The sequence below is a fragment of the Pseudomonas sp. FIP_A4 genome (assembly GCF_036701605.1).
GTDB lineage: Bacteria > Pseudomonadota > Gammaproteobacteria > Pseudomonadales > Pseudomonadaceae > Stutzerimonas > Stutzerimonas phenolilytica.
The window spans coordinates 1-19244 of sequence record NZ_JAYDXP010000126.1; the positions used below are offsets into that span (position 1 = coordinate 1).

General features: G+C 68.8%; 19 protein-coding genes. 13 read left to right on the forward strand and 6 right to left on the reverse strand.

Translation table 11 applies throughout. The features are described from left to right. The 3 genes from U8L64_RS13230 to U8L64_RS13240 form a co-directional block, all read right to left on the reverse strand. Positions 1-1346 (reverse strand): NAD(P)(+) transhydrogenase (Re/Si-specific) subunit beta (locus U8L64_RS13230; protein ID WP_333398022.1); only part of this gene is annotated, 1346 nt, incomplete at its 3' end. A gap of 3 nt (positions 1347-1349) precedes the next feature. After that, the gene (locus tag U8L64_RS13235) at positions 1350-1667 is read right to left on the reverse strand and encodes an NAD(P) transhydrogenase subunit alpha (RefSeq protein ID WP_003284152.1); all 318 of its coding nucleotides are present in this window, start codon (positions 1665-1667) and stop codon (positions 1350-1352) included. Positions 1668-1680: 13 nt separating this feature from the next. Then, positions 1681-2802 (reverse strand): Re/Si-specific NAD(P)(+) transhydrogenase subunit alpha, encoded by a 1122-nt coding sequence (locus U8L64_RS13240; protein WP_234302357.1) that lies wholly within the window; start codon positions 2800-2802, stop codon positions 1681-1683. 518 nt (positions 2803-3320) lie between these two features. On the opposite strand from U8L64_RS13240, the gene gspE reads away from it, so the two are divergent. The 9 genes from gspE to U8L64_RS13285 are packed head-to-tail and all read left to right on the forward strand — an operon-like array spanning position 3321 to position 10884. Further along, complete coding sequence (gene gspE, locus U8L64_RS13245) at positions 3321-4835, forward strand: type II secretion system ATPase GspE (RefSeq protein WP_043294863.1); 1515 nt, start codon at positions 3321-3323, stop codon at positions 4833-4835. Between the two features lie 39 nt (positions 4836-4874). After that, positions 4875-6089 carry a GspF family T2SS innner membrane protein variant XcpS gene (xcpS, locus tag U8L64_RS13250; RefSeq protein ID WP_054094195.1) on the forward strand — a complete coding sequence of 405 codons (1215 nt, stop codon included), beginning with the start codon at positions 4875-4877 and terminating at the stop codon, positions 6087-6089. Positions 6090-6094: 5 nt separating this feature from the next. Further along, entirely contained in the window at positions 6095-6535 is a 441-nt protein-coding gene (gene gspG, locus U8L64_RS13255) for a type II secretion system major pseudopilin GspG (RefSeq protein WP_077682887.1), read from the forward strand. A gap of 3 nt (positions 6536-6538) precedes the next feature. Then, complete coding sequence (gene gspH, locus U8L64_RS13260; RefSeq protein ID WP_333398034.1) at positions 6539-7120, forward strand: type II secretion system minor pseudopilin GspH; 582 nt, start codon at positions 6539-6541, stop codon at positions 7118-7120. Continuing rightward, entirely contained in the window at positions 7117-7551 is a 435-nt protein-coding gene (gspI, locus tag U8L64_RS13265; RefSeq protein ID WP_333398035.1) for a type II secretion system minor pseudopilin GspI, read from the forward strand. Before gspH ends, gspI begins: the two co-directional genes overlap by 4 nt. Continuing rightward, positions 7548-8264, forward strand: a complete 717-nt coding sequence (gene gspJ, locus U8L64_RS13270) for a type II secretion system minor pseudopilin GspJ (RefSeq protein WP_054094191.1) — start codon at positions 7548-7550, stop codon at positions 8262-8264. The genes gspI and gspJ overlap by 4 nt, the downstream gene beginning before the upstream one ends. Further along, a complete protein-coding gene (gspK, locus tag U8L64_RS13275) occupies positions 8261-9226 on the forward strand; it encodes a type II secretion system minor pseudopilin GspK (protein ID WP_333398036.1) in 966 nt (321 codons plus the stop codon). The genes gspJ and gspK overlap by 4 nt, the downstream gene beginning before the upstream one ends. Positions 9227-9229: 3 nt before the next feature. Then, complete coding sequence (gene gspL, locus U8L64_RS13280) at positions 9230-10366, forward strand: type II secretion system protein GspL (protein ID WP_333398037.1); 1137 nt, start codon at positions 9230-9232, stop codon at positions 10364-10366. 2 nt (positions 10367-10368) lie between these two features. Further along, positions 10369-10884, forward strand: coding sequence for a type II secretion system protein M (locus U8L64_RS13285; RefSeq protein WP_333398038.1), 516 nt, complete (start codon positions 10369-10371; stop codon positions 10882-10884). 21 nt (positions 10885-10905) lie between these two features. On the opposite strand, the gene U8L64_RS13290 is transcribed toward U8L64_RS13285, so the two are convergent. The 3 genes from U8L64_RS13290 to U8L64_RS13300 all read right to left on the reverse strand — a co-directional run bounded on the left by U8L64_RS13290 (position 10906) and on the right by U8L64_RS13300 (position 15379). Next, complete coding sequence (locus U8L64_RS13290; RefSeq protein ID WP_333398039.1) at positions 10906-12306, reverse strand: aminoacyl-tRNA deacylase and HDOD domain-containing protein; 1401 nt, start codon at positions 12304-12306, stop codon at positions 10906-10908. Positions 12307-12381: 75 nt separating this feature from the next. Next, entirely contained in the window at positions 12382-14454 is a 2073-nt protein-coding gene (recG, locus tag U8L64_RS13295; RefSeq protein ID WP_333398040.1) for an ATP-dependent DNA helicase RecG, read from the reverse strand. 4 nt (positions 14455-14458) lie between these two features. Beyond that, positions 14459-15379, reverse strand: coding sequence for a hydrogen peroxide-inducible genes activator (locus U8L64_RS13300; protein WP_008567477.1), 921 nt, complete (start codon positions 15377-15379; stop codon positions 14459-14461). 175 nt (positions 15380-15554) lie between these two features. Between U8L64_RS13300 and U8L64_RS13305 the strand changes: the two genes are divergently transcribed. From U8L64_RS13305 to U8L64_RS13320, 4 genes are all read left to right on the forward strand, one after another. Further along, positions 15555-16415, forward strand: coding sequence for an NAD-dependent epimerase/dehydratase family protein (locus tag U8L64_RS13305; RefSeq protein ID WP_054094185.1), 861 nt, complete (start codon positions 15555-15557; stop codon positions 16413-16415). Then, positions 16381-17211, forward strand: coding sequence for an AraC family transcriptional regulator (locus tag U8L64_RS13310; protein WP_156715909.1), 831 nt, complete (start codon positions 16381-16383; stop codon positions 17209-17211). The genes U8L64_RS13305 and U8L64_RS13310 overlap by 35 nt, the downstream gene beginning before the upstream one ends. Before the next feature lie 64 nt (positions 17212-17275). Then, on the forward strand, positions 17276-17899 hold the full coding sequence (locus tag U8L64_RS13315; RefSeq protein WP_333398041.1) for a LysE family translocator: 624 nt from the start codon (positions 17276-17278) through the stop codon (positions 17897-17899). A 166-nt stretch (positions 17900-18065) separates the two neighbouring features. Beyond that, the gene (locus tag U8L64_RS13320) at positions 18066-19238 is read left to right on the forward strand and encodes a zinc-dependent alcohol dehydrogenase (RefSeq protein ID WP_043294849.1); all 1173 of its coding nucleotides are present in this window, start codon (positions 18066-18068) and stop codon (positions 19236-19238) included. Positions 19239-19244: the final 6 nt, after the last annotated feature.

A 19244-nucleotide genomic window follows, 5' to 3' on the forward strand; every position in this document is an offset into this window, starting at 1 on the left:
AGGCCGGCATAGCCGCTGGCCATGGAGCGCTTGTTGACGATGACCGTCTTGGCCTTGTACGCCTCGAGGATCGGCATGCCGGCGATCGGCGACTTCGGATCGGTCTTGGCCGCCGGGTTGACCACGTCGTTGGCGCCGAGCACCAGCACCACGTCGGCCTGGCCGAACTCGGAGTTGATGTCCTCCATCTCGAAGACCTGCTCGTAGGGCACCTCGGCTTCGGCCAGCAGCACGTTCATGTGCCCCGGCATGCGGCCGGCAACCGGGTGAATCGCGTACTTCACGGTCACGCCCATGTGCGTCAGCTTCTCGGCCAGTTCCATCAGCGCGTGCTGCGCGCGGGCCACCGCCAGGCCGTAGCCGGGCACGATGATCACGGTGTCGGCGTTGGTCAGCAGGAAGGCGGCATCGTCGGCCGAACCGGACTTCACGTTGCGCTCCTGCTGCGCGCCCGCCGGGCCACCGGCATCGGCGTCGGCGCCAAAGCCGCCGAGGATCACGTTGAAGAACGAGCGGTTCATCGCCTTGCACATGATGTACGAGAGGATCGCGCCGCTCGAGCCCACCAGCGAGCCGGCGATGATCAGCATCGAGTTGTTCAGCGAGAAGCCGATACCGGCGGCCGCCCAGCCCGAGTAGCTGTTGAGCATCGACACCACCACCGGCATGTCCGCGCCGCCGATGGGGATGATGATCAGCACACCGATGACGAAGGCCAGCGCCACCAGGATGGCGAAGGCGGTCAGGTTGCCGGTGAAGGTGTAGACCAGACCCAGACCGACGATCGCCAGGCCCACGGCCAGGTTGACCATGTGCTGGCCCTTGAACACCACCGGAGCGCCCTGGAACAGGCGGAACTTGTACTTGCCGGACAGCTTGCCGAAGGCGATCACCGAACCGGAGAAGGTGATGGCACCGATGGCCGCGCCGAGGAACAGCTCCAGGCGGTTACCGGCCGGAATCGCGTAGCCCATGTGCTCGACGATGCCCAGCGACTGCGGCTCGACCACCGCGGCAATGGCGATGAACACCGCGGCCAGGCCGATCATGCTGTGCATGAAGGCGACCAGCTCGGGCATCTTGGTCATCTCGACGCGCTTGGCCATGATCGATCCGGCGGTGCCGCCGATCAGCAGGCCGACGATCACGTAGCCGATGCCGGCGGTGGCCAGCTCGCTGCCGAGCTTGAAGATCAGGCCGACCGTGGTCAGTACCGCCAGGCCCATGCCGATCATGCCGAACAGGTTGCCGCGGCGTGAGGTGGTCGGGTGGGAGAGGCCTTTCAGCGCCTGGATGAAGCACACCGAGGCGATGAGGTAGAGAACGGTGATGAGGTTCATGCTCATGGCTTACTTGCCCTCCGCCTTGGCCGCGCTGCGGTCCTTCTTCTTGAACATTTCCAGCATGCGTCGGGTGACCAGGAAGCCACCGAAGACGTTGACCGCGGCCAGGGCCACGGCCAGGGTGCCCATCGCCTTGCCCAGCGGGGTGACGGTGAGCGCGGCGGCCAGCATGGCGCCGACGATGACGATTGCCGAGATCGCGTTGGTGACCGCCATCAGCGGGGTGTGCAGGGCCGGGGTGACGTTCCAGACCACGTGGTAGCCGACGTAGATCGCCAGCACGAAGATGATCAGGTTGTAGATGCCGTCCGAAATCAGATCCATGTTCGCGTCTCCCTTAACCGTTGGTCCGCACGACTTGGCCGTCGCGGCACATCAGGCACGCGGCGACGATGTCGTCTTCGAGGTTGAGCTGGAACTGGCCGTCCTTGTCGATGACCAGCTTGAGAAAATCCAGCAGGTTGCGGGCGTACAGCGCCGAGGCGTCGGCCGGCACCAGCGTCGCCAGGTTGGCGTGACCGACGATGGTCACGCCGTGGCGCACCACCACCTGGTCGATCTCGGTCAGTGGGCAGTTACCGCCGTGGCCGGCTGCCAGGTCGACGATCACCGAGCCGGGCTTCATCTGCTCGACGGTGGCTTCCTGCAGCAGCGTCGGCGCCTTGCGGCCCGGGATCAGCGCGGTGGTGATGACGATGTCCGACTGCAGCGCACGCTCGTGCACCGCCTGCGCCTGACGCGCCATCCACGAGGCCGGCATCGGCCGCGCATAGCCGCCGACGCCTTCGGCGCATTCGCGCTCCTCGTCGGTCTCCAGCGGCACGTCGACGAACTTGGCGCCGAGCGATTCGATCTGCTCCTTCACCGCCGGGCGCACGTCCGAAGCCTCGACCACCGCGCCCAGGCGCTTGGCCGTGGCGATGGCCTGCAGCCCGGCGACACCGGCCCCGAGGATCAGCACGCGCGCGGCCTTCACCGTACCGGCAGCGGTCATCAGCATCGGCATGAAGCGCGGGTAGTGATGGGCGCCGAGCAGCACCGCCTTGTAGCCGGCGATGTTGGCCTGCGACGAGAGCACGTCCAGGCTCTGCGCGCGCGAAGTGCGCGGCGCGGCTTCCAGCGCGAAGGCGGTGATGCCGCGCGCGGCCATGCGCGCGATGCAGTCATTGTCGAACGGGTTGAGCATGCCCAGCAGCACGCTGCCGGACTGCATCTGCGCCAGTTCCGCCTCGTCCGGCGCATTGACCTTCAGCACCAGCTCGGCGGCAAAGGCCGCGGCGGCATCGCCGATGGTCGCGCCAGCGGCCTCATAGGCGCTGTCCGGCACGCTGGAAAGCAACCCGGCGCCGCTTTGCAGCGTTACCCGGTGCCCTTGGCCGATCAGTTTCTTGACGGTTTCCGGGGTCGCGGCGACGCGCGTTTCCCCGACATGGGTTTCGAGGGGTACACCGATGTGCATTGTTGTTGTTCTCCTGCGTGATCTTGACCAGGGCGCGGTAACCGCTGCCCTGGCGAGCTTTTTTCACCCGGCCACTACTCTGGCGGTCGGGTTTTGAAACGGTGGAGCGGGCCTCGGCGACTGCGCTAAACAGCCGGTCCGGCGCGGCATTCTGCAAGCACGGAAAAAATCAAACAACTGTTTCAATCGGGCGATTGCATCTGACGCACCGGTCGCAAGCCGACTCTAGATTCGCACAGAGTCGCGCCAGCCAGCGCAGCTTAGGGGGCCGCTTCGGTTAAAAGTGCGGTCGCCAAGGAAAAAACGTGCGGATCATGAATGACGCACCATTGCCACGGTATTCCCCTGCGGTGCCGGCTGACTGCGACCTTGGTGTCGGTGGTCTAGGGTTGATGCAGCGATACAGCGGTTGAAATGTCGTTCGATTCTTGTAGTCCAAGCGCTCTGGCTGCTTTTGTTGTCTGGAGTGTTTCGGCGCAGCGACAAACTGTCGCTGCGCACCCTGCTGGAGTTGCACGATGCCCGAACCCGATGTGGACGAACTGACCGAGCTGCTCGAGCCGTCGCCGCAGCGCCGCCTGCCGTTCGCCTTCGCCCGCCGCCACGGCGTGTTCCTGCTCGAACGCGACGGCGCGACCAGCCTTTGTCTGCGTGAAGGCGCGGCGCTGACCGCGGTGCAGGAAGCGCAGCGGGTGGTCGGTGCGCGCCTGGCGTGGCAGTGGCTGGCGCAGGACGCCTTCGAGCAGGCGCTCGGCGTGGCCTACCAGCACGATTCCTCGGCGACGATGCTGATGGTCGAGGGCCTGGGCAACGATCTGGATCTGGCCAGCCTGGCCGACCAGATCCAGGAAACCGAGGACCTGCTGGAGCAGGAGGACGATGCGCCGATCATCCGCCTGATCAACGCCATTCTCGGCGAGGCGATTGCCGAGAACGCCTCGGACATCCATATCGAAACCTTCGAGAAGCGCCTGGTGATCCGCTTCCGCGTCGACGGCATCCTCCGCGAAGTGGTGCAGCCCAAGCGCGAGCTGGCGGCACTGCTGGTGTCGCGGATCAAGGTCATGGCCAAGCTGGACATCGCCGAGAAGCGCATCCCGCAGGACGGGCGTATCTCGCTGCGGGTCGGCGGCCGCGAGGTGGACATCCGCGTTTCCACGCTGCCCTCGGCCAACGGCGAGCGGGTGGTGCTGCGTCTGCTGGACAAGCAGGCCGGACGTCTGACCCTGCGTCATCTGGGGATGAACGAGCAGGACCGCCGCCAGCTGGAGCAGGCGGTGAAGAAGCCTCACGGCATCATTCTGGTCACCGGGCCCACCGGCTCGGGCAAGACCACCACGCTGTATGCCGCGCTGACGACCCTCAACGACCGCACCCGTAACATCCTCACCGTCGAAGACCCCATCGAGTACCACCTCGAAGGCATCGGCCAGACCCAGGTCAACACCAAGGTCGACATGACCTTCGCCCGCGGCCTGCGCGCTATCCTGCGTCAGGACCCGGACGTGGTGATGGTCGGCGAGATCCGCGACCAGGAAACCGCCGACATGGCCGTGCAGGCCTCGCTCACCGGCCACCTGGTGCTGTCCACGCTGCACACCAACAGTGCCATCGGCGCCGTCACGCGGCTGGTGGACATGGGCGTCGAGCCGTTCCTGATTTCCTCCTCGCTGCTCGGCGTGCTGGCCCAGCGGCTGGTGCGGGTGCTGTGCAATGACTGCAAGCGCCCCTATGTGGCCGATGCCGCCGAATGCGAGCTGTTCGGCGTGGCGCCGGATGCGGCGCCGACGCTGTATCACGCCGAAGGCTGCGAGCAATGCCGCGGCATCGGCTATCGCGGCCGCACCGGCATCTACGAACTGGTGCTGTTCGACGACGCGTTGCGCAGCATGGTGCATACCCGCGCCAGCGAGCAGGACATGCTGCAGCACGCGCGCCTGCTCGGCCCGAGCATCCGTGACGATGGCCTGCGCAAGGTGCGCGAGGGCGTCACCACCATCGAGGAAGTGCTGCGGGTGACCCGTGAGGAATGATGCCCTGCGCCGTCCGGCGCACCGTGGAGAGCACCGCTGATGGCCGCCTTCGAATACCTCGCGCTGGATGCGCGCGGCCGCGAGCAGAAGGGCCTGATCGAGGCGGACAGCCCGCGTCAGGCGCGCCAGTTGCTGCGCGACAAGCAGTGGGCGCCGCTGGAGGTGAAGCAGGCCAAGTCCAAGGAGGATGTCAGTCGCGGCGGCTTCAGCTTCGGCCGCGGGCTGTCGGCGCGCGACCTGGCGCTGGTCACCCGGCAGCTGGCGACCCTGGTGCAGGCTGCGCTGCCCATCGAGGAAGCCCTGCGCGCGGCGGCCGCGCAATCCACCTCGGCGAAGATCAAGTCGATGCTGCTGGCCGTGCGCGCGCGGGTGATGGAGGGCCACAGCCTGGCCGCGGCGCTGCGCGAATATCCGTCGGCCTTTCCCGAGCTTTACCGCGCCACCGTGGCGGCCGGGGAGCACGCCGGCCATCTTGGGCTGGTGCTCGACCAGCTGGCCGACTACACCGACCAGCGTCAGCAGTCGCGGCAGAAGATCCAGCTGGCGCTGCTCTATCCGGTGATCCTGATGGTCGCCTCGCTGGCCATCGTCGTGCTGCTGCTCGGCTACGTGGTGCCGGACGTGGTCAAGGTATTCGTCAACACCGGGCAGGAACTGCCGGCGCTGACCCGCGGCCTGATCGCCACCAGCGACGTGGTGAAGAACTGGGGCTGGCTGATCGTGCTCGGCATCGTCGCGTTCGTGCTGGCCATGCGTGCGGCGCTGCGCGATCCGGCGCTGCGCCTGCGCTGGCACGCTTTCATCCTGCGCCTGCCGCTGATCGGCCGTCTGAGTCGGGCGACCAACACCGCGCGCTTCGCCTCGACCCTGGCGATCCTCACGCGCAGCGGCGTGCCGCTGGTGGAGGCGCTGTCCATCGCGGCGGCGGTGATCGCCAACCTGCGCATCCGCGAGCGGGTGGTCGAGGCGGCGCAGAAGGTGCGCGAAGGCAGCAGCCTGACCCGTGCGCTGGAGGCCACCGGCGAATTCCCGCCGATGATGCTGCACATGATCGCCAGCGGCGAAAAATCCGGTGAACTGGATCAGATGCTGGCGCGCACCGCGCGCAACCAAGAGAACGACCTCGCCGCCCAGGTGTCTCTGCTGGTCGGCCTGTTCGAGCCGTTCATGCTGGTGTTCATGGGGGCGGTGGTGCTGGTCATCGTGCTGGCCATCCTGATGCCGATCCTCTCTCTCAACCAACTGGTGGGTTAACGACCATGACAACAAGACTGCAGCGCCGCACCCAGGGCGGTTTCACCCTTATCGAGATCATGGTGGTGGTGGTCATCCTCGGCATCCTCGCCGCGCTGGTGGTGCCGCAGGTGATGAGCCGCCCCGAGCAGGCCAAGGTCACCGTGGCCAAGGGCGACATCAAGGCCGTCGCCGCCGCGCTGGACATGTACAAGCTGGACAACTTCGCCTATCCGAGCACCCAGCAGGGGCTGGAGGCGCTGGTGACCAAGCCGACCGGCAACCCGCAGCCGAAGAACTGGAACCGCGACGGCTACCTCAAGCGCCTGCCCAAGGACCCATGGGGCAACGACTACCAGTACCTGTCGCCAGGCACCCGTGGCCAGTTCGACTTGTACTCCTTCGGCGCCGACGGCAAGCCCGGCGGCTCGGACCTCAACGCGGACATCGGCAACTGGGACCTCTGACCGATGCGCCGGCGCGCCCGCGCCTTCACCCTCATCGAACTGCTGGTGGTGATCGTCCTGCTGGGCATTCTGGTTAGCCTGGCGGTGCTCACCACCGGCAGTTCGAGCACCTCGCGCGAGCTGCGTGACGAGGCCCGGCGGATCGCTGCGCTGATCGGCGTACTCAGCGACGAGGCGGTGCTCGACAGCCGCGAGTACGGCCTGCTGGTCAACCGCGAGGGCTACCGTGTGCTGCGTTACGACGAGGCCGACGCCCGCTGGCGCGAGGTCGAGCGGCGCAAGGTGCATCGGCTGCCGGAGTGGATGCGCCTGGAGCTGGACCTGGATGGCACGCCGCTGGAGCTGGTGGCGCCGGTCAGGCAGGCGGGCGACCGCGCCGGGCTGAGCGACGCCGACAGCCGCGGGCGCCGCCGCGAGCGCAACAGCGGCCCGCGGCTGGAACCGCAACTGCTGATCCTCTCCAGCGGCGAACTGTCGCCGTTCAGCCTGCGCCTGTCCGAGCGCAAGGCCGGCGGCAGCACCTGGCTGATCGCCAGCGACGGCCTGCGCCTGCCGCAGGCCGAACTGCTCGAGCACCGGCGATGAGTGCATCGATGGCCAGGGCCGGCCGCGGCTTCACCCTGCTCGAAGTGCTGGTGGCGCTGGCGATCTTCGCCACCGTCGCCGCCGTGGTGCTCACCGCCGCCGGGCGCAGCCTGAGCAATGCCGGGCGGCTGGAGGAGTTGACCCTGGCCGGCTGGATCGCTGACAACCGCCTCACCGAACTGCAGCTGCAGCCGACCACGCCGGCGCCCGGCCGCGAGACGCTGGAACTGGAATTCGCCGGCCGCCGGTGGCAGACCCTCAGCGAGATCGAGGCGAGCAGCGATCCTGGCCTGCTGCGCGTCACCGTCTGGGTCGCGCTGGACGAGCGCCGCGCGCGCAACCGGCCGCTGCCCGAGCGCGCGGTGACCAGCCTCAGCGGCTTCGTCGCGGTGCGCCAGGCCGGCAACGGCCAGCCGGGGCTCGCGCAATGAATCCGCAGCTGCCGCGGCGCATGGCCGGCTTCACCCTGCTCGAACTGCTAATCGCCATCGCCCTGTTCGCCCTGCTTGGCCTGGGCACCTACCGCATGCTCGAAGCGGTGCTGCGCAGTGACGCGGCGACCGCCGGGCAGGAACAGCGTCTGCGCGAGCTGAGCCGCGCGCTGTGGCTGTTCGAGCGCGACCTGCTGCAGGTGATCGACCGGCCGGTGCGCGACGGCTACGGCGACGAGCGCAACGCGCTGGTGGGCCAGCTCGAAGGCGACGACGGCGCGCCCATACTGGAGCTGACCCGTAGCGGCTGGCGCAACCCCACCGGCCTGCGCCGCGCCAACCTGCAGCGGGTGCGCTGGCGGCTGGTCGGCGAACGGCTGGAGCGCACCTACTGGGTGGTGCTCGACCGCGACGTCGACAGCCAGCCGCGTGTGCAGGTCGCGCTCGACGCGGTGCGCGCGCTGCAGCTGCGCTACCTCGACGAGGACCACGTCTGGCACGAGGAGTGGCCGCCGTTCGACTACGGTCGCGGCGGCGGCGAGGAGGCCGCGCAGCGCCTGCCGATCGCCGTCGAGCTGACCCTCGAACACCCGCGTTACGGCCGCATCAGCCGCCTGCTGCGCTTGCCGGACGGGCCGCCGCAGCAGGCGCAGATGCAGCTGCCGGGCGCCGAGGGCGTGCCCGAACCGTACGACGGGGAGCAGCCGCAATGACGCGCCAGCGCGGCGTCGCGCTGATCACCGTGCTACTGGTGGTGGCGATCGTCACCGTGGTCAGCGCGGCGATGGTGGCGCGCCAGCAACTGGCGATCCGCGCCAGCAGCAACCAGCTGCAAGCCCGTCAGGCGTGGCATTACGCGCTGGGCGGCGAGGCGCTGGCGCAGTCGATCCTGCAGCGCGATGCGCGCGCAGGCGGGCAGGCGCCGGTCGATCATCTCGGCGAGGCCTGGGCGTTGCCGCGACCGGCGTTCGCCGTCGACGAAGGGGAGATCCGCGTGCACATCGAGGACCTCGCCGGACGCTTCAACCTCAACAGCCTGGTGAAGAACGGTCAGGCCGACGCCGCCGCGCTGGCGCAGTTTCGCCGCCTGCTGTTGCGCCTGCAGATCGCTGCGCCCTATGCCGAACGGCTGGTCGACTGGCTGGACGTCGACCAGCAGCCGGGCACCGAGCTGGGCGCCGAGGACGACGCCTACCTGCTGCTCGAGCCGCCGTATCGCACGGCCGGACGGCGGCTGTTCGATCTTTCCGAACTGCGCCTGCTGCTGGACATGCGCGACGAGGATTTCCAGCGTCTGGCACCCTACGTCGCCGCGCTGCCGGCCGATCACGGGCTGAACGTCAACACCGCCAGCGCGCTGGTGCTGTCCAGCCTGGGCGACAACCTCAGCCTCGGCGCCGCCGAAGCGCTGGTGGAGGTGCGCCGCGCCAGCCCTTTTCGCGACACCGCGGCGTTCCTCGCGCAGCCGGCCATGGCCGGCAATACGCTGCAGGGCACCGCGCTGGCGGTCGGCAGTCAATACTTCCAGGTCACCAGCGAAGTGCATCTGGGCGACCGCCGGCTGGCGCTGGTCAGCCTGCTGCAGCGCGAGCAGGACGGCACGGTCCGCGTGCTGGCGCGCAACCTCGGGCAGCCGCCGCGTCTGCCCGCACCATCCGCAAAGGGAGAACGCTAGATCATGGATTGCCTGTTCCTGCCCGCCGACTGTGGCGCGCACCTGCAGCCGGAGACGCCTGGTTACTGGCTGCCGCGCGAGGGCGCTGGCCGCTGGCTGAGCCTGGCGCAGTGCGCCGCTGCCGCGCAGGGCGCCGTGACGCTGGTGCTGCCGGCCGAGCACTGCAGCGCCTTCGCCGTGGCGCTGCCGACGCGCAAGGCGCGCTGGCTGCAGCAGGCGCTGGCCTACGCCGCCGAGGAGCTGCTGGCGGAGAATGTCGACGAGCTGCACCTGAGCCTCGGCGAGGTGCTGGACGACGGCCGCCATCGCGTTATCGCCATCCGCCGCAGCCTGCTGCAGGGCTGGCTCGAACAGCTGCGCGGGCTGGGGCTGCCGATTGTCGCCGTGCATGTCGACGCCGACCTGCTGCCGCGTACGGGCAGCCAGATTCTGCTGCTCGGCGCGCGTGGACTGCTCGGCGGCAGCTTGGAGGCGCGGCTGGCCTTCGTTGCCGAGCAGTGGCCGGCACTGGCCGAACAGTGCCCGGCGCCGCGGCAGGCGCACGGCGACGGCGAGACGCCGCCGCCCGGGGTGGATGACTACCAGCGTCTCGACGACCCCTATGCCTGGCTCGCCAGCGGTCGCGCGGCGGCGGTCAATCTGGCGCAGGGCACGTTCGCCATCGATCTCGGCGGCAGCGGGCTGGCGCGCTGGAAACCGCTGTTCGCCACGCTCGGGCTGATCCTGCTGGTGCAGCTGGGCTTCAACCTGGCGCAGGGTTGGTACTTCCAGCGTCAGGGTGACCTGCATGCCGACGCCAGCCTGGCGCTGTACCGCGAGCTGTTTCCGGCCGACACGCGCATCGTCAATCTGCGCGCGCAGTTCGACGACCACCTGGCCCAGGCCGGCGGCGCCCGCGCCGGCTTCACCCGCCTGCTGGAACATGCCGCCACGGCCGTCGCCGACGGCGCGCCGGTGACAGTGCAGCGGCTGGACTACAACGAGACGCGCGGCGATCTGGCGCTGGAGGTGCGCGCCGCTGATTTCGCCGCGCTGGAACAGCTGCGCCAGCGCTTGAACGAGCAGGGCCAGAGCGTGCAGCTGGGCTCGGCAAGTCGCGACGGCGATGCCGTCAGCGCCCGCGTGGTGATCGGAGGCTGACGATGAATTTCAAACAGCAACTGGCCGTGCGCCTGACCGATTCACCGCTGTGGCGCCGCTGGCAGCGCCTGCCGCCGCGCGACCGCCTGGCGCTCGGCCTGCTCGCCGCGTTCCTCGTCGCCCTGCTGTTCTACCTCTGGCTATGGCTGCCGGCGCAGCGCCACGCCGCCGCCGCGCGCGAGCATTACCAGGCGCAGCGCGAGCTGTACGCCTACCTCCAGCAGAACAGCGAACTGGCACGGCAGATGGGTCGTGGCGGCGAGCAGGTGATGCTGGCGCCGGAGGAGTTGCAGGGGCTGGTCACCCAGAGCGCGCAGCAGAGCAACCTGCGCATCGAGAGCTTCGACAGCGGCGCCGACGGCGGCCTGCAGGTCAGCCTGCCGGGCGCGTCGTTCGCCCTGCTGCTGCGCTGGCTGGCCGAGCTGCAGGCGCTGGGGGTGAACGTCGGCGAGGTCAGCCTGGAGCGCGCCGGCGAAGGGCAGGTGGACGCACGGGTAGGGCTGCGCGCGGGCGGCTGAGGCGTCGCCCGCGCATGGCGGTCACTGATGGGGAAACGGCATGGCCAGCGCGCGCAGCGCGGCTTCGGCATTGAGCACGCGGGTCACCGCCTCGTCGGCCTTGTCGCGGCTGAGGCCGAGACGGTCGAGCAGCGTCTGCGGGATGTCCTGCGGGCCGCCAGCGCCGATGCCGCGCTGGCGCAGCAGGCGCACGGCCAGACAGACGAGGTTCGGATAGGCGGCGTGCTCGCCGGCGTAGTCCGGGTCGTTCTGGAAGCGCAGGGCGTTGGCCACTTCGTCCGGCATGCCCCACAGGCGCATCAGCCACGCACCGATCTGCTCGCGGGTGATGCCCAGCAGGTGCTGTTCGACATGGCTGTGGCTCAGGTGCGGGTTGACCTCCAGATGCCTGCAGATCAGCGAGAAGTGCGGCGGAAAGATATGCGCCAGCACCAGATAGCCGAAGTTGTGCAGCAGCCCGGCGAGATAGCTCAGGCCCATCTCCGGGCGCGTTTCGCGCGGGATGGCGCGCGCCAGCCCCTCGATCACCGCGGCGGTGTAGATCGCCTGCTGCCAGTACGGCGTCGCCTCCTGCGGCCGGTCCTTGGGCAGGCTGAGGGTCTTGCCCAGCGCCAGACCCAGCGCCAGGTTGATCACCAGATCGAAACCCAGCACGCGGACGATGGCGTCTTCCACCGAGCGGATGCGCCCGGGTGCGGCGTAGTAGGGCGAGGCCGCCCAGCTGATCACCTGCGCCGCCAGTGCCGGGTCGGTTTCGACCACGCCGGTGATGTCGTCGACGGTGGCTTCCGGGCTCACGCGCAGCTTGATGATGCGCTGCGCGGTATGCGGCAGCGGCGGAATCTCGATGGTTTCCTCCAGGCGCTTCTGGATGCGCCGCGCGGTGAAGCTCTGCACCGCCTGGCTGATCTCTTCGCGGTCGTCATGCGGACGGTCGAGGTTCGGCCGGATGTCACGCAGCGGCACGGCGAAGCTGCCGGCACTGGCCTTGTTCAGCAGGCGCTGGAAATCCTCCGCCGCCAGCTCCACCAGCAGTCCTGGCTGGCCCGATTCGACCAGCAGCCGCGGTTGCTGCAGCAGGCAGCGCTCGTACAGGCAGGGCGAACTGGTCAGCGGCGGCAGGCCGGGCAGGCGGTTCAGCTCGTGCTTGGCGAGCATGCGTGCCAGGCGTTCCGGTTTTACCGCCAGCAACTGGCGGCCGGTGAGCTCGGTCAGCCGCGGCAGATCGAGCAGATGATCCTGGGGAAACAGCACCAGCATGGCACCGACGCTGTCTTCCAGCAGCACCGCCTGGACCCGCTGTGCAGCCGGCAAGGCGGCGTGGTCGCGCAGGATCTGGTAGCGCACGCCGAGGTCTTTCAGCAGCTTGGTGATCAGCAGCGGCAGTTCGGAACAGCTTTCGGTATCGACAGCAGAATTCATGAGCGGACCCGTGATGATGGCCTGCCCGAGTATAGCGAAGCCCTCAGGCGGAAAAATTGCGGTGACGAGTGGTTGTCACACCTGGCCGTACTCCTGGCCATGACGCAGCCAGCGCTCCAGCAGCGGGCTGACATGTTGCGGCCAGCGCGCCAGCAGCTCCTGGGCGGCGTCGCGCACCGCCGGCAGCAGGTCGGCGTCGCGCATCAGGTCGGCGACCTTGAACTGCAGCAGGCCGGTCTGACGGGTGCCGAGCATTTCGCCGGGGCCGCGTAGCTCCAGGTCCTTCTCGGCGATTATGAAGCCGTCGCAGGTCTCGCGCATGATCGCCAGCCGTTCGCGGCCGAGCTGCGACAGCGGCGCGTGGTAGAGCAGTACGCAGTGGCTGGCCGCGCTGCCACGGCCGACGCGGCCGCGCAGCTGGTGCAGCTGCGCCAGGCCCAGGCGCTCGGGGTTCTCGATGATCATCAGGCTGGCGTTGGGCACGTCGACGCCGACTTCGATGACGGTGGTGGCGACCAGCAGCTGCAGGCGCCCCTGCTTGAACTCGTCCATCACCGCGGCCTTCTCGGCCGGCTTCATGCGCCCGTGGATCAGACCGACGCGCAGGCCGACCAGCGCCGCCGAGAGGTCCTCGTAGGTGGTTTCCGCGGCCTGACAGGTCAGCTCCTCGGATTCCTCGATCAGCGTGCACACCCAGTACGCCTGGCGCCCTTCGTTGCAGGCGATGCGCACCCGCTCGATGACTTCCAGGCGACGGCTGTCGGCGATCACCAGGGTGTTCACCGGCGTGCGTCCGGGCGGCAGTTCGTCGAGGATCGAGGTGTCGAGATCGGCGTAGGCGCTCATCGCCAGGGTCCGCGGGATCGGTGTGGCGGTCATGATCAACTGGTGCGGGCAAAGCCGGCCGTCGATGCCCTTCTGCCGCAGCGCCAGCCGTTGCTGCACGCCGAAGCGGTGCTGCTCGTCGATGATCACCAGCGCCAGGCGCTTGAACACCACCTCGTCCTGGAACAGCGCGTGAGTGCCGACCACCATCGGGCAGCCGCCGGCGATCTGCTCCAGCGCGGCGGTGCGGGCCTTGCCCTTGAGCTTGCCGGCCAGCCAGGCGACCTCGATGCCGAGCGGTTCGAGCCACTTGCTGAAGTTGAGGAAGTGCTGCTCCGCGAGAATCTCCGTCGGCGCCATCAGCGCCACCTGATAGCCGGCTTCCAGCGCCTGCAGCGCGGCGAGGGCGGCGACCACCGTCTTGCCGGCGCCAACATCGCCCTGCACCAGACGCAGCATGGGCTCGTCCTGGGCCAGGTCATAGGCGATCTCGGCACCGACACGCTGCTGCGCGCCGGTGGGCGCGAAACCGAGGTTGGCGAGAAAGCGCTGCGGCAGCTTCTGCGCCGGCGGCAGCGCCGGCGCCTGCTGCGCGCGCACCCGCTCGCGCAGGCGCTGCAGCGACAGCTGGTGGGTCAGCAGCTCCTCGAACGCCAGGCGATGCTGCGCCCAGTGCCGACCTTCGGCGAGTTCCTCCAGATCGGCATCGGCCGGGGGGCGGTGCAGGTAGCGGATGGCTGCGTCCAGCGCGCCGAGCTGGTAGTTGCGGGCCAGCTCGGCGGGCAGCCAGTCCGGCAGGCTGTGCGGGCCAAGCCGCGCCAGCGCCTGCTCGCTGAGGTTGCGCAGACGCTGCTGGGTCAGGCCTTCGGTGGTCGGGTAGATCGGCGTCAGGGTCTGCTCGACCGGTGCCGGTTCGCCGGTCAGCGCGCGGTATTCCGGGTGATAGATCTCCAGCCCCGAGGCACCTGGACGCGCCTCGCCGTAACAGCGCAGCTGGGTGCCGCGCTTCATGGCTTCCTTCTGCGCCTGGCTGAAGTGGTAGAAGCGCAGGCTCAGGGTGCCGCTGCCGTCCTGCAGACGCACCAGCAGGCTGCGGCGGCGGCCCATGACGATGTCGGCGCCGGACACCACGCCTTCGATCACCGCGTCCTGCCCCGGGCGCAGTGCGCCGATGGGCACCACGCGGGTACGGTCCTGGTAGCGCAGCGGCAGGTGGAAAAGCACGTCCTGCAGGGTTTCCAGGCCGACCCTGGCGAGCTTCTCGGCCAGCGCCGCGCCGACGCCCTTGAGCGCGGTGACCGGGATGGTCGCCAGTTCGCTCATGGCCTCAGGCTTTCGCCGACGGCGGTTTGCCTACCGAACACAGGCGGATCGAGTCGGCGAGGATCTCGATCGCCTTGGGCCGCGGGAAGCTGGCGCGCCAGGCGATCGCTACGGTGCGGAACGGCACCGGCGGCGTCAGCGGGCGGGTCTCCAGTACGCCGGGGGCGTAATGGTGGCTCTCCACTGCCGACAGCGGCAGGATCGACACGCCCAGACCCGAAGCGACCATGTGGCGGATGGTTTCCAGCGAACTGGATTCCACCGTGGTGTGGCTCGGCGCCTCGCCCTTGCGCGTCGTCGGGCAGGCTTCGAGCACCTGATCGCGGAAGCAGTGACCCTCACCGAGCAGCAGCAGGCTCTTGTCGTTGAGCATCTCGGCGTCGATGGTTTCCTTGGCCGTCCACGGATGGTCGGCCGGCATCAGCACATAGAACGGCTCGTCGTAGAGCGGCTTGGTCAGCACGTCGGCTTCCTGGAACGGCAGCGCGATGATGATCGCGTCCAGCTCGCCGGTGCGCAGCTTGTCGCGCAGGACGTGGGTGAAGTTTTCCTCGATGTACAGCGGCATGTCCGGCGCCACGCGGTGTAGCTGCGGGATCAGGTGCGGGAACATGTACGGGCCGACGGTATAGATGGCGCCGACCTTCAGCGGTGCGGCCAGCTGGTTCTTGCCCACCTGCGCCAGCTCGCGGATGCTCTGTGCCTGTTCCAGTACCTTCTGCGCCTGCGTGACGATGCCTTCGCCGACCGGCGTCAGGCGCACCGCGCTCTTGGTGCGCTCGAAGATCAGCACGCCGAGCTCGTCCTCGAGCTTCTTCACGCCGACCGAGAGGGTCGGCTGGCTCACGTGGCAACGCTCGGCGGCACGGCCGAAGTGCTGTTCCTGGGCGAGGGTGACGATGTAGCGCAGTTCGGTGAGGGTCATAGTCAAATTCCATCGAGTTGGCGGCAAGCATAGCCTTTGCGTAGCGGTCTCACCAACTGCGTGCGAACGCCCGGCGTTCGGCAAGCGGCGTATGGCGTTCGACGTGAGTCAGCCCAGCAGCGCTACACTGCGCAACAGGAAGATGATGCGGTCTCGGGTTGCCGGAGGATGAAGGATGGGCAAGCGTTGTTCGGTATTGATCGCCGGATGTGGCGATGTGGGGTGCCGCCTGGGGCTGCAGCTGAGTCGTGACGGCTGGCGGGTGTACGGCATGCGCCGGGAAGCCGCCGGCCTGCCGGTGCCGATCCTGCCGGTCAAGGGTGACCTGAGCGGCGCGGAATGCCCGCGCACCTGGCCGAATGGCGAGCTGGACTATCTCGTCTATGCCGCCTCGGCCAGCCAGCACGACGAAGCGGGCTATCGCCAGGCCTATGTCGACGGCGTGCGACACGTGCTCGACTGGCTCGAGCAACGCGGCCAACGCCCGCGGCGGCTGTTGTTCATCTCCAGTACCGGCGTCTACGGCCAGCACGATGGCGAGTGGATCGACGAGACCTCGCCCACCGAACCCAGCGGCTACACCGGCCGGGTGATGCTGGAGGCCGAGCGTCAGGTGCTCGGCTGCGGGCTGCCGGCGACGGTGGTGCGCATGGGCGGGCTGTACGATCCGACGCGGCCGTGGATGCAGAATCAGGTGCGCGCCGGCCTGCGCGTCGAGCGCGATCCGCCGCAGTACAGCAACCGCCTGCACCGTGACGACGCCGCCGCGCTGCTGGCGTTCCTGCTACAGGCCGACGCGCGTGGCGAGCCGCTGGACGATTGCTACCTGGGCGTCGATGACGATCCGGCGCCGCTGCACGAGGTGGTGGACTGGTTGCGGGCGCGTCTCGGCGTCACTCACTGGGCCGAGCAGAGCATGACCCGCCGCGCTGGCAGCAAGCGCTGCAGCAACGCGCGTGCCCGCGCGCTGGGCTGGGCGCCGCGCTATCCGAGCTATCGCGATGGCTACGCCACGCTCGGCGAGCGGCGTGACTGACGGCAACCGCCTGCTGGCACGGCCCTGGCTGCCTGGCGTGGAGCTGTTCCATGCCGACTTCTCCGGCCAGCCGTTCGGCCGGCATAGCCACGATGCCTTCGCCATCGGGGCCATCCTCCACGGTGTCGGCGGCTACCAGTGTCGCGGCGCGCGCCACGCGCTGCCGGCCGGCACGCTGTCGCTGATGAATCCGCAGGAGCCGCACACCGGCCATGCCGAATCGCCGCGGCTGATCTACCGCATGCTCTACATCGAGGAGGCGCGGCTGCCGGCGCTGCTCGGGCGCAAGCGGCTGCCGCGTGGCTTTCGCCAGCTCAACCCGACCGACGATGGCGCGGTGGCCGCCGGCCTGGCGCAACTGGCCGGCGATTTTCAGCACGGCGACGCGCTGGCCCTGGAGAGCCGCCTGCTGCAGCTGCTGGAGCTGGTGTTCACCCGTCACGGCGGTCTGCGGCCGATGCAGACCGCGCGGCGCGACGGCGGCACGGTCGCCGCCCTGCGCGATTACCTCGAACAGCATTACAGCGAGGCGGTCAGCCTGCAGGCGCTGGCCGAGCAGCTGCAGCGCCATCCGCGTCATCTGATCGAAGCCTTCCGCCGCGCCTATGGCGTGCCGCCGCACACCTGGCTGCTGCAGCGGCGCATCCGCGAGGCCAAGCGCCGCCTGCTCGATGGCGAGACGCTGGCGGAGCTGGCGCTGGGCCTGGGCTTCTACGATCAGGCGCACTTCAGCGGCACCTTCCGCCGTTTCACCGGCGTCACGCCGGGGCAGTTCCGCGCTACCGCGCGGGCCTGAGTTTCTTCCAAGACCGTAGCGAGCCGCTGCGGCAGTCTGGCCGCCCCTGTCGAAGGAGGCGGTCATGATCGGGTTATTTCTGCTGGTTGCCGGTACGCATTTCGCCGCCCTGCTGTCCCCGGGGCCGGATTTTTTCCTGCTGATCCGTGCGGCGCTGCTGCATGGCCGGCGCCAGGCCGATGGCTGCGCGGCCGGCATCGCCCTGGCGAATCTGCTGTCGATGCTGCTGGTGTTGCTCGCCCTGGCGGCGCTGCCCGGCGCCAACGGCGGGCTGTGGCGCACCTTGCAGTTGCTCGGCGGCGGCTATTTCTGCTGGCTCGGCAGCCAGGCGCTGCTGGCCCGGCGCGAACTGCAGCTACCGCACGGCTCCGGCGAAACCGGTGGACGCTGGCGGGCCGGCTTCGGCCAAGGCCTGCTGGCCAGCAGCCTGAATCCCAAGCTGCCGCTGTTCTATGCCGGCCTGTTCGGCGTGCTGCGCGAAGCGGCGGTGCCCGGTTGGGGGCTGGCGCTGGCGATGGCCTGGATGGCGGCGGTGGTGCTCGGCTGGGACCTGGCGCTGGTGCGCCTGCTCGGCCGCGCGCGCTGGCGTGGCTGGCTGCGCCGGCGGGTGCGCACGCTCGACCGTCTGTGCGGCGCATTGCTGCTGGCGCTCGGTGGCTGGTTGCTGGTGACCGCTGTGCCGAGGTAATGGCCTGCGCATGCAGTCCGTCGGCCCGGCGGCAACTCTGCGGCGGCGGGACTTACTAAAACTCAGACGACACGTCGCACGGCAGGAGCGGCAGCACCCCGCGCAGTCAGCGAGGCACAGGGAGATCACCGAGGCGGCGCCCCGACCCCCGATCTGGAGATTGCCCATGAGAGCGCTACGCTGGCACGGCAAGCACGACATCCGCTGCGACGACCACCTCCCCGACCCCACGATCGAAGATCCGCGCGACGCCATCATCAAGGTCAGCTCCTGTGCCATCTGCGGTTCGGACCTGCACCTGTATGACGGCTTCATGCCGGGCATGAAACACGGCGACATCATGGGCCACGAGTTCATGGGCGAGGTGATGGAAGTCGGCTCGGCGAACAAGAAGCTCAAGGTCGGCGACCGCGTGGTGGTGCCCTTCACCATCGTCTGCGGCGAATGCGAGCAGTGCCGGCGCGGCAATTTTTCGGTCTGCGAGCGTACCAATCGCAACAAGGACATCGCCGACAAGGTCTTCGGCCATAGCACCGCCGGGCTCTATGGCTATACCCATCTCACTGGCGGCTATGCCGGCGGCCAGGCCGAGTATGTGCGCGTGCCCTACGCCGATGTCGGCCCGGTGGTGATCCCCAACGGCCTGACCGACGAGCAGGTGCTGTTTCTCGGCGACATCTTCCCCACCGGCTGGCAGGCCGCCGCGCAGTGCGACATCCAGCCGACCGACACGGTGGCGGTGTGGGGCGCCGGTCCGGTCGGCCAGTTCGCCATCCGCAGCGCGGTGATGATGGGCGCCGAGCAGGTGGTGTGCATCGACAACGTGCCCGAGCGGCTGTCCATGGCGCGTGCCGGCGGGGCGATCACCATCAACTTCGACGAGGAAAGCGTGGTCGAGCGCCTCGCCGAGCTGACCCGCGGCAAAGGGCCGGAGAAGTGCATCGACTCGGTGGGCATGGAGGCGCATGCCAGCGGCTCGCTGGATTCGATGTACGACCGTGCCAAGCAGGCGCTGATGCTGGAAACCGACCGCCCGCACGTGTTGCGCGAAATGATCTACGTCTGTCGGCCGGCCGGCATTATCTCGATCCCCGGCGTCTACGGCGGGCTGATCGACAAGATCCCGTTCGGCGCGGCGATGAACAAGGGGCTGACCTTCCGCATGGGCCAGACCCACGTCAACCGCTGGACCGACGACCTGCTCAAGCGCATCCAGGAAGGCCAGATCGATCCGAGCTTCGTCATCACCCACACGGTCAGCCTCGAGCAGGGCCCCGAGATGTACAAGACCTTCCGCGACAAGCACGACGGCTGCATCAAGGTGGTCCTCAAGCCATGAACCGGT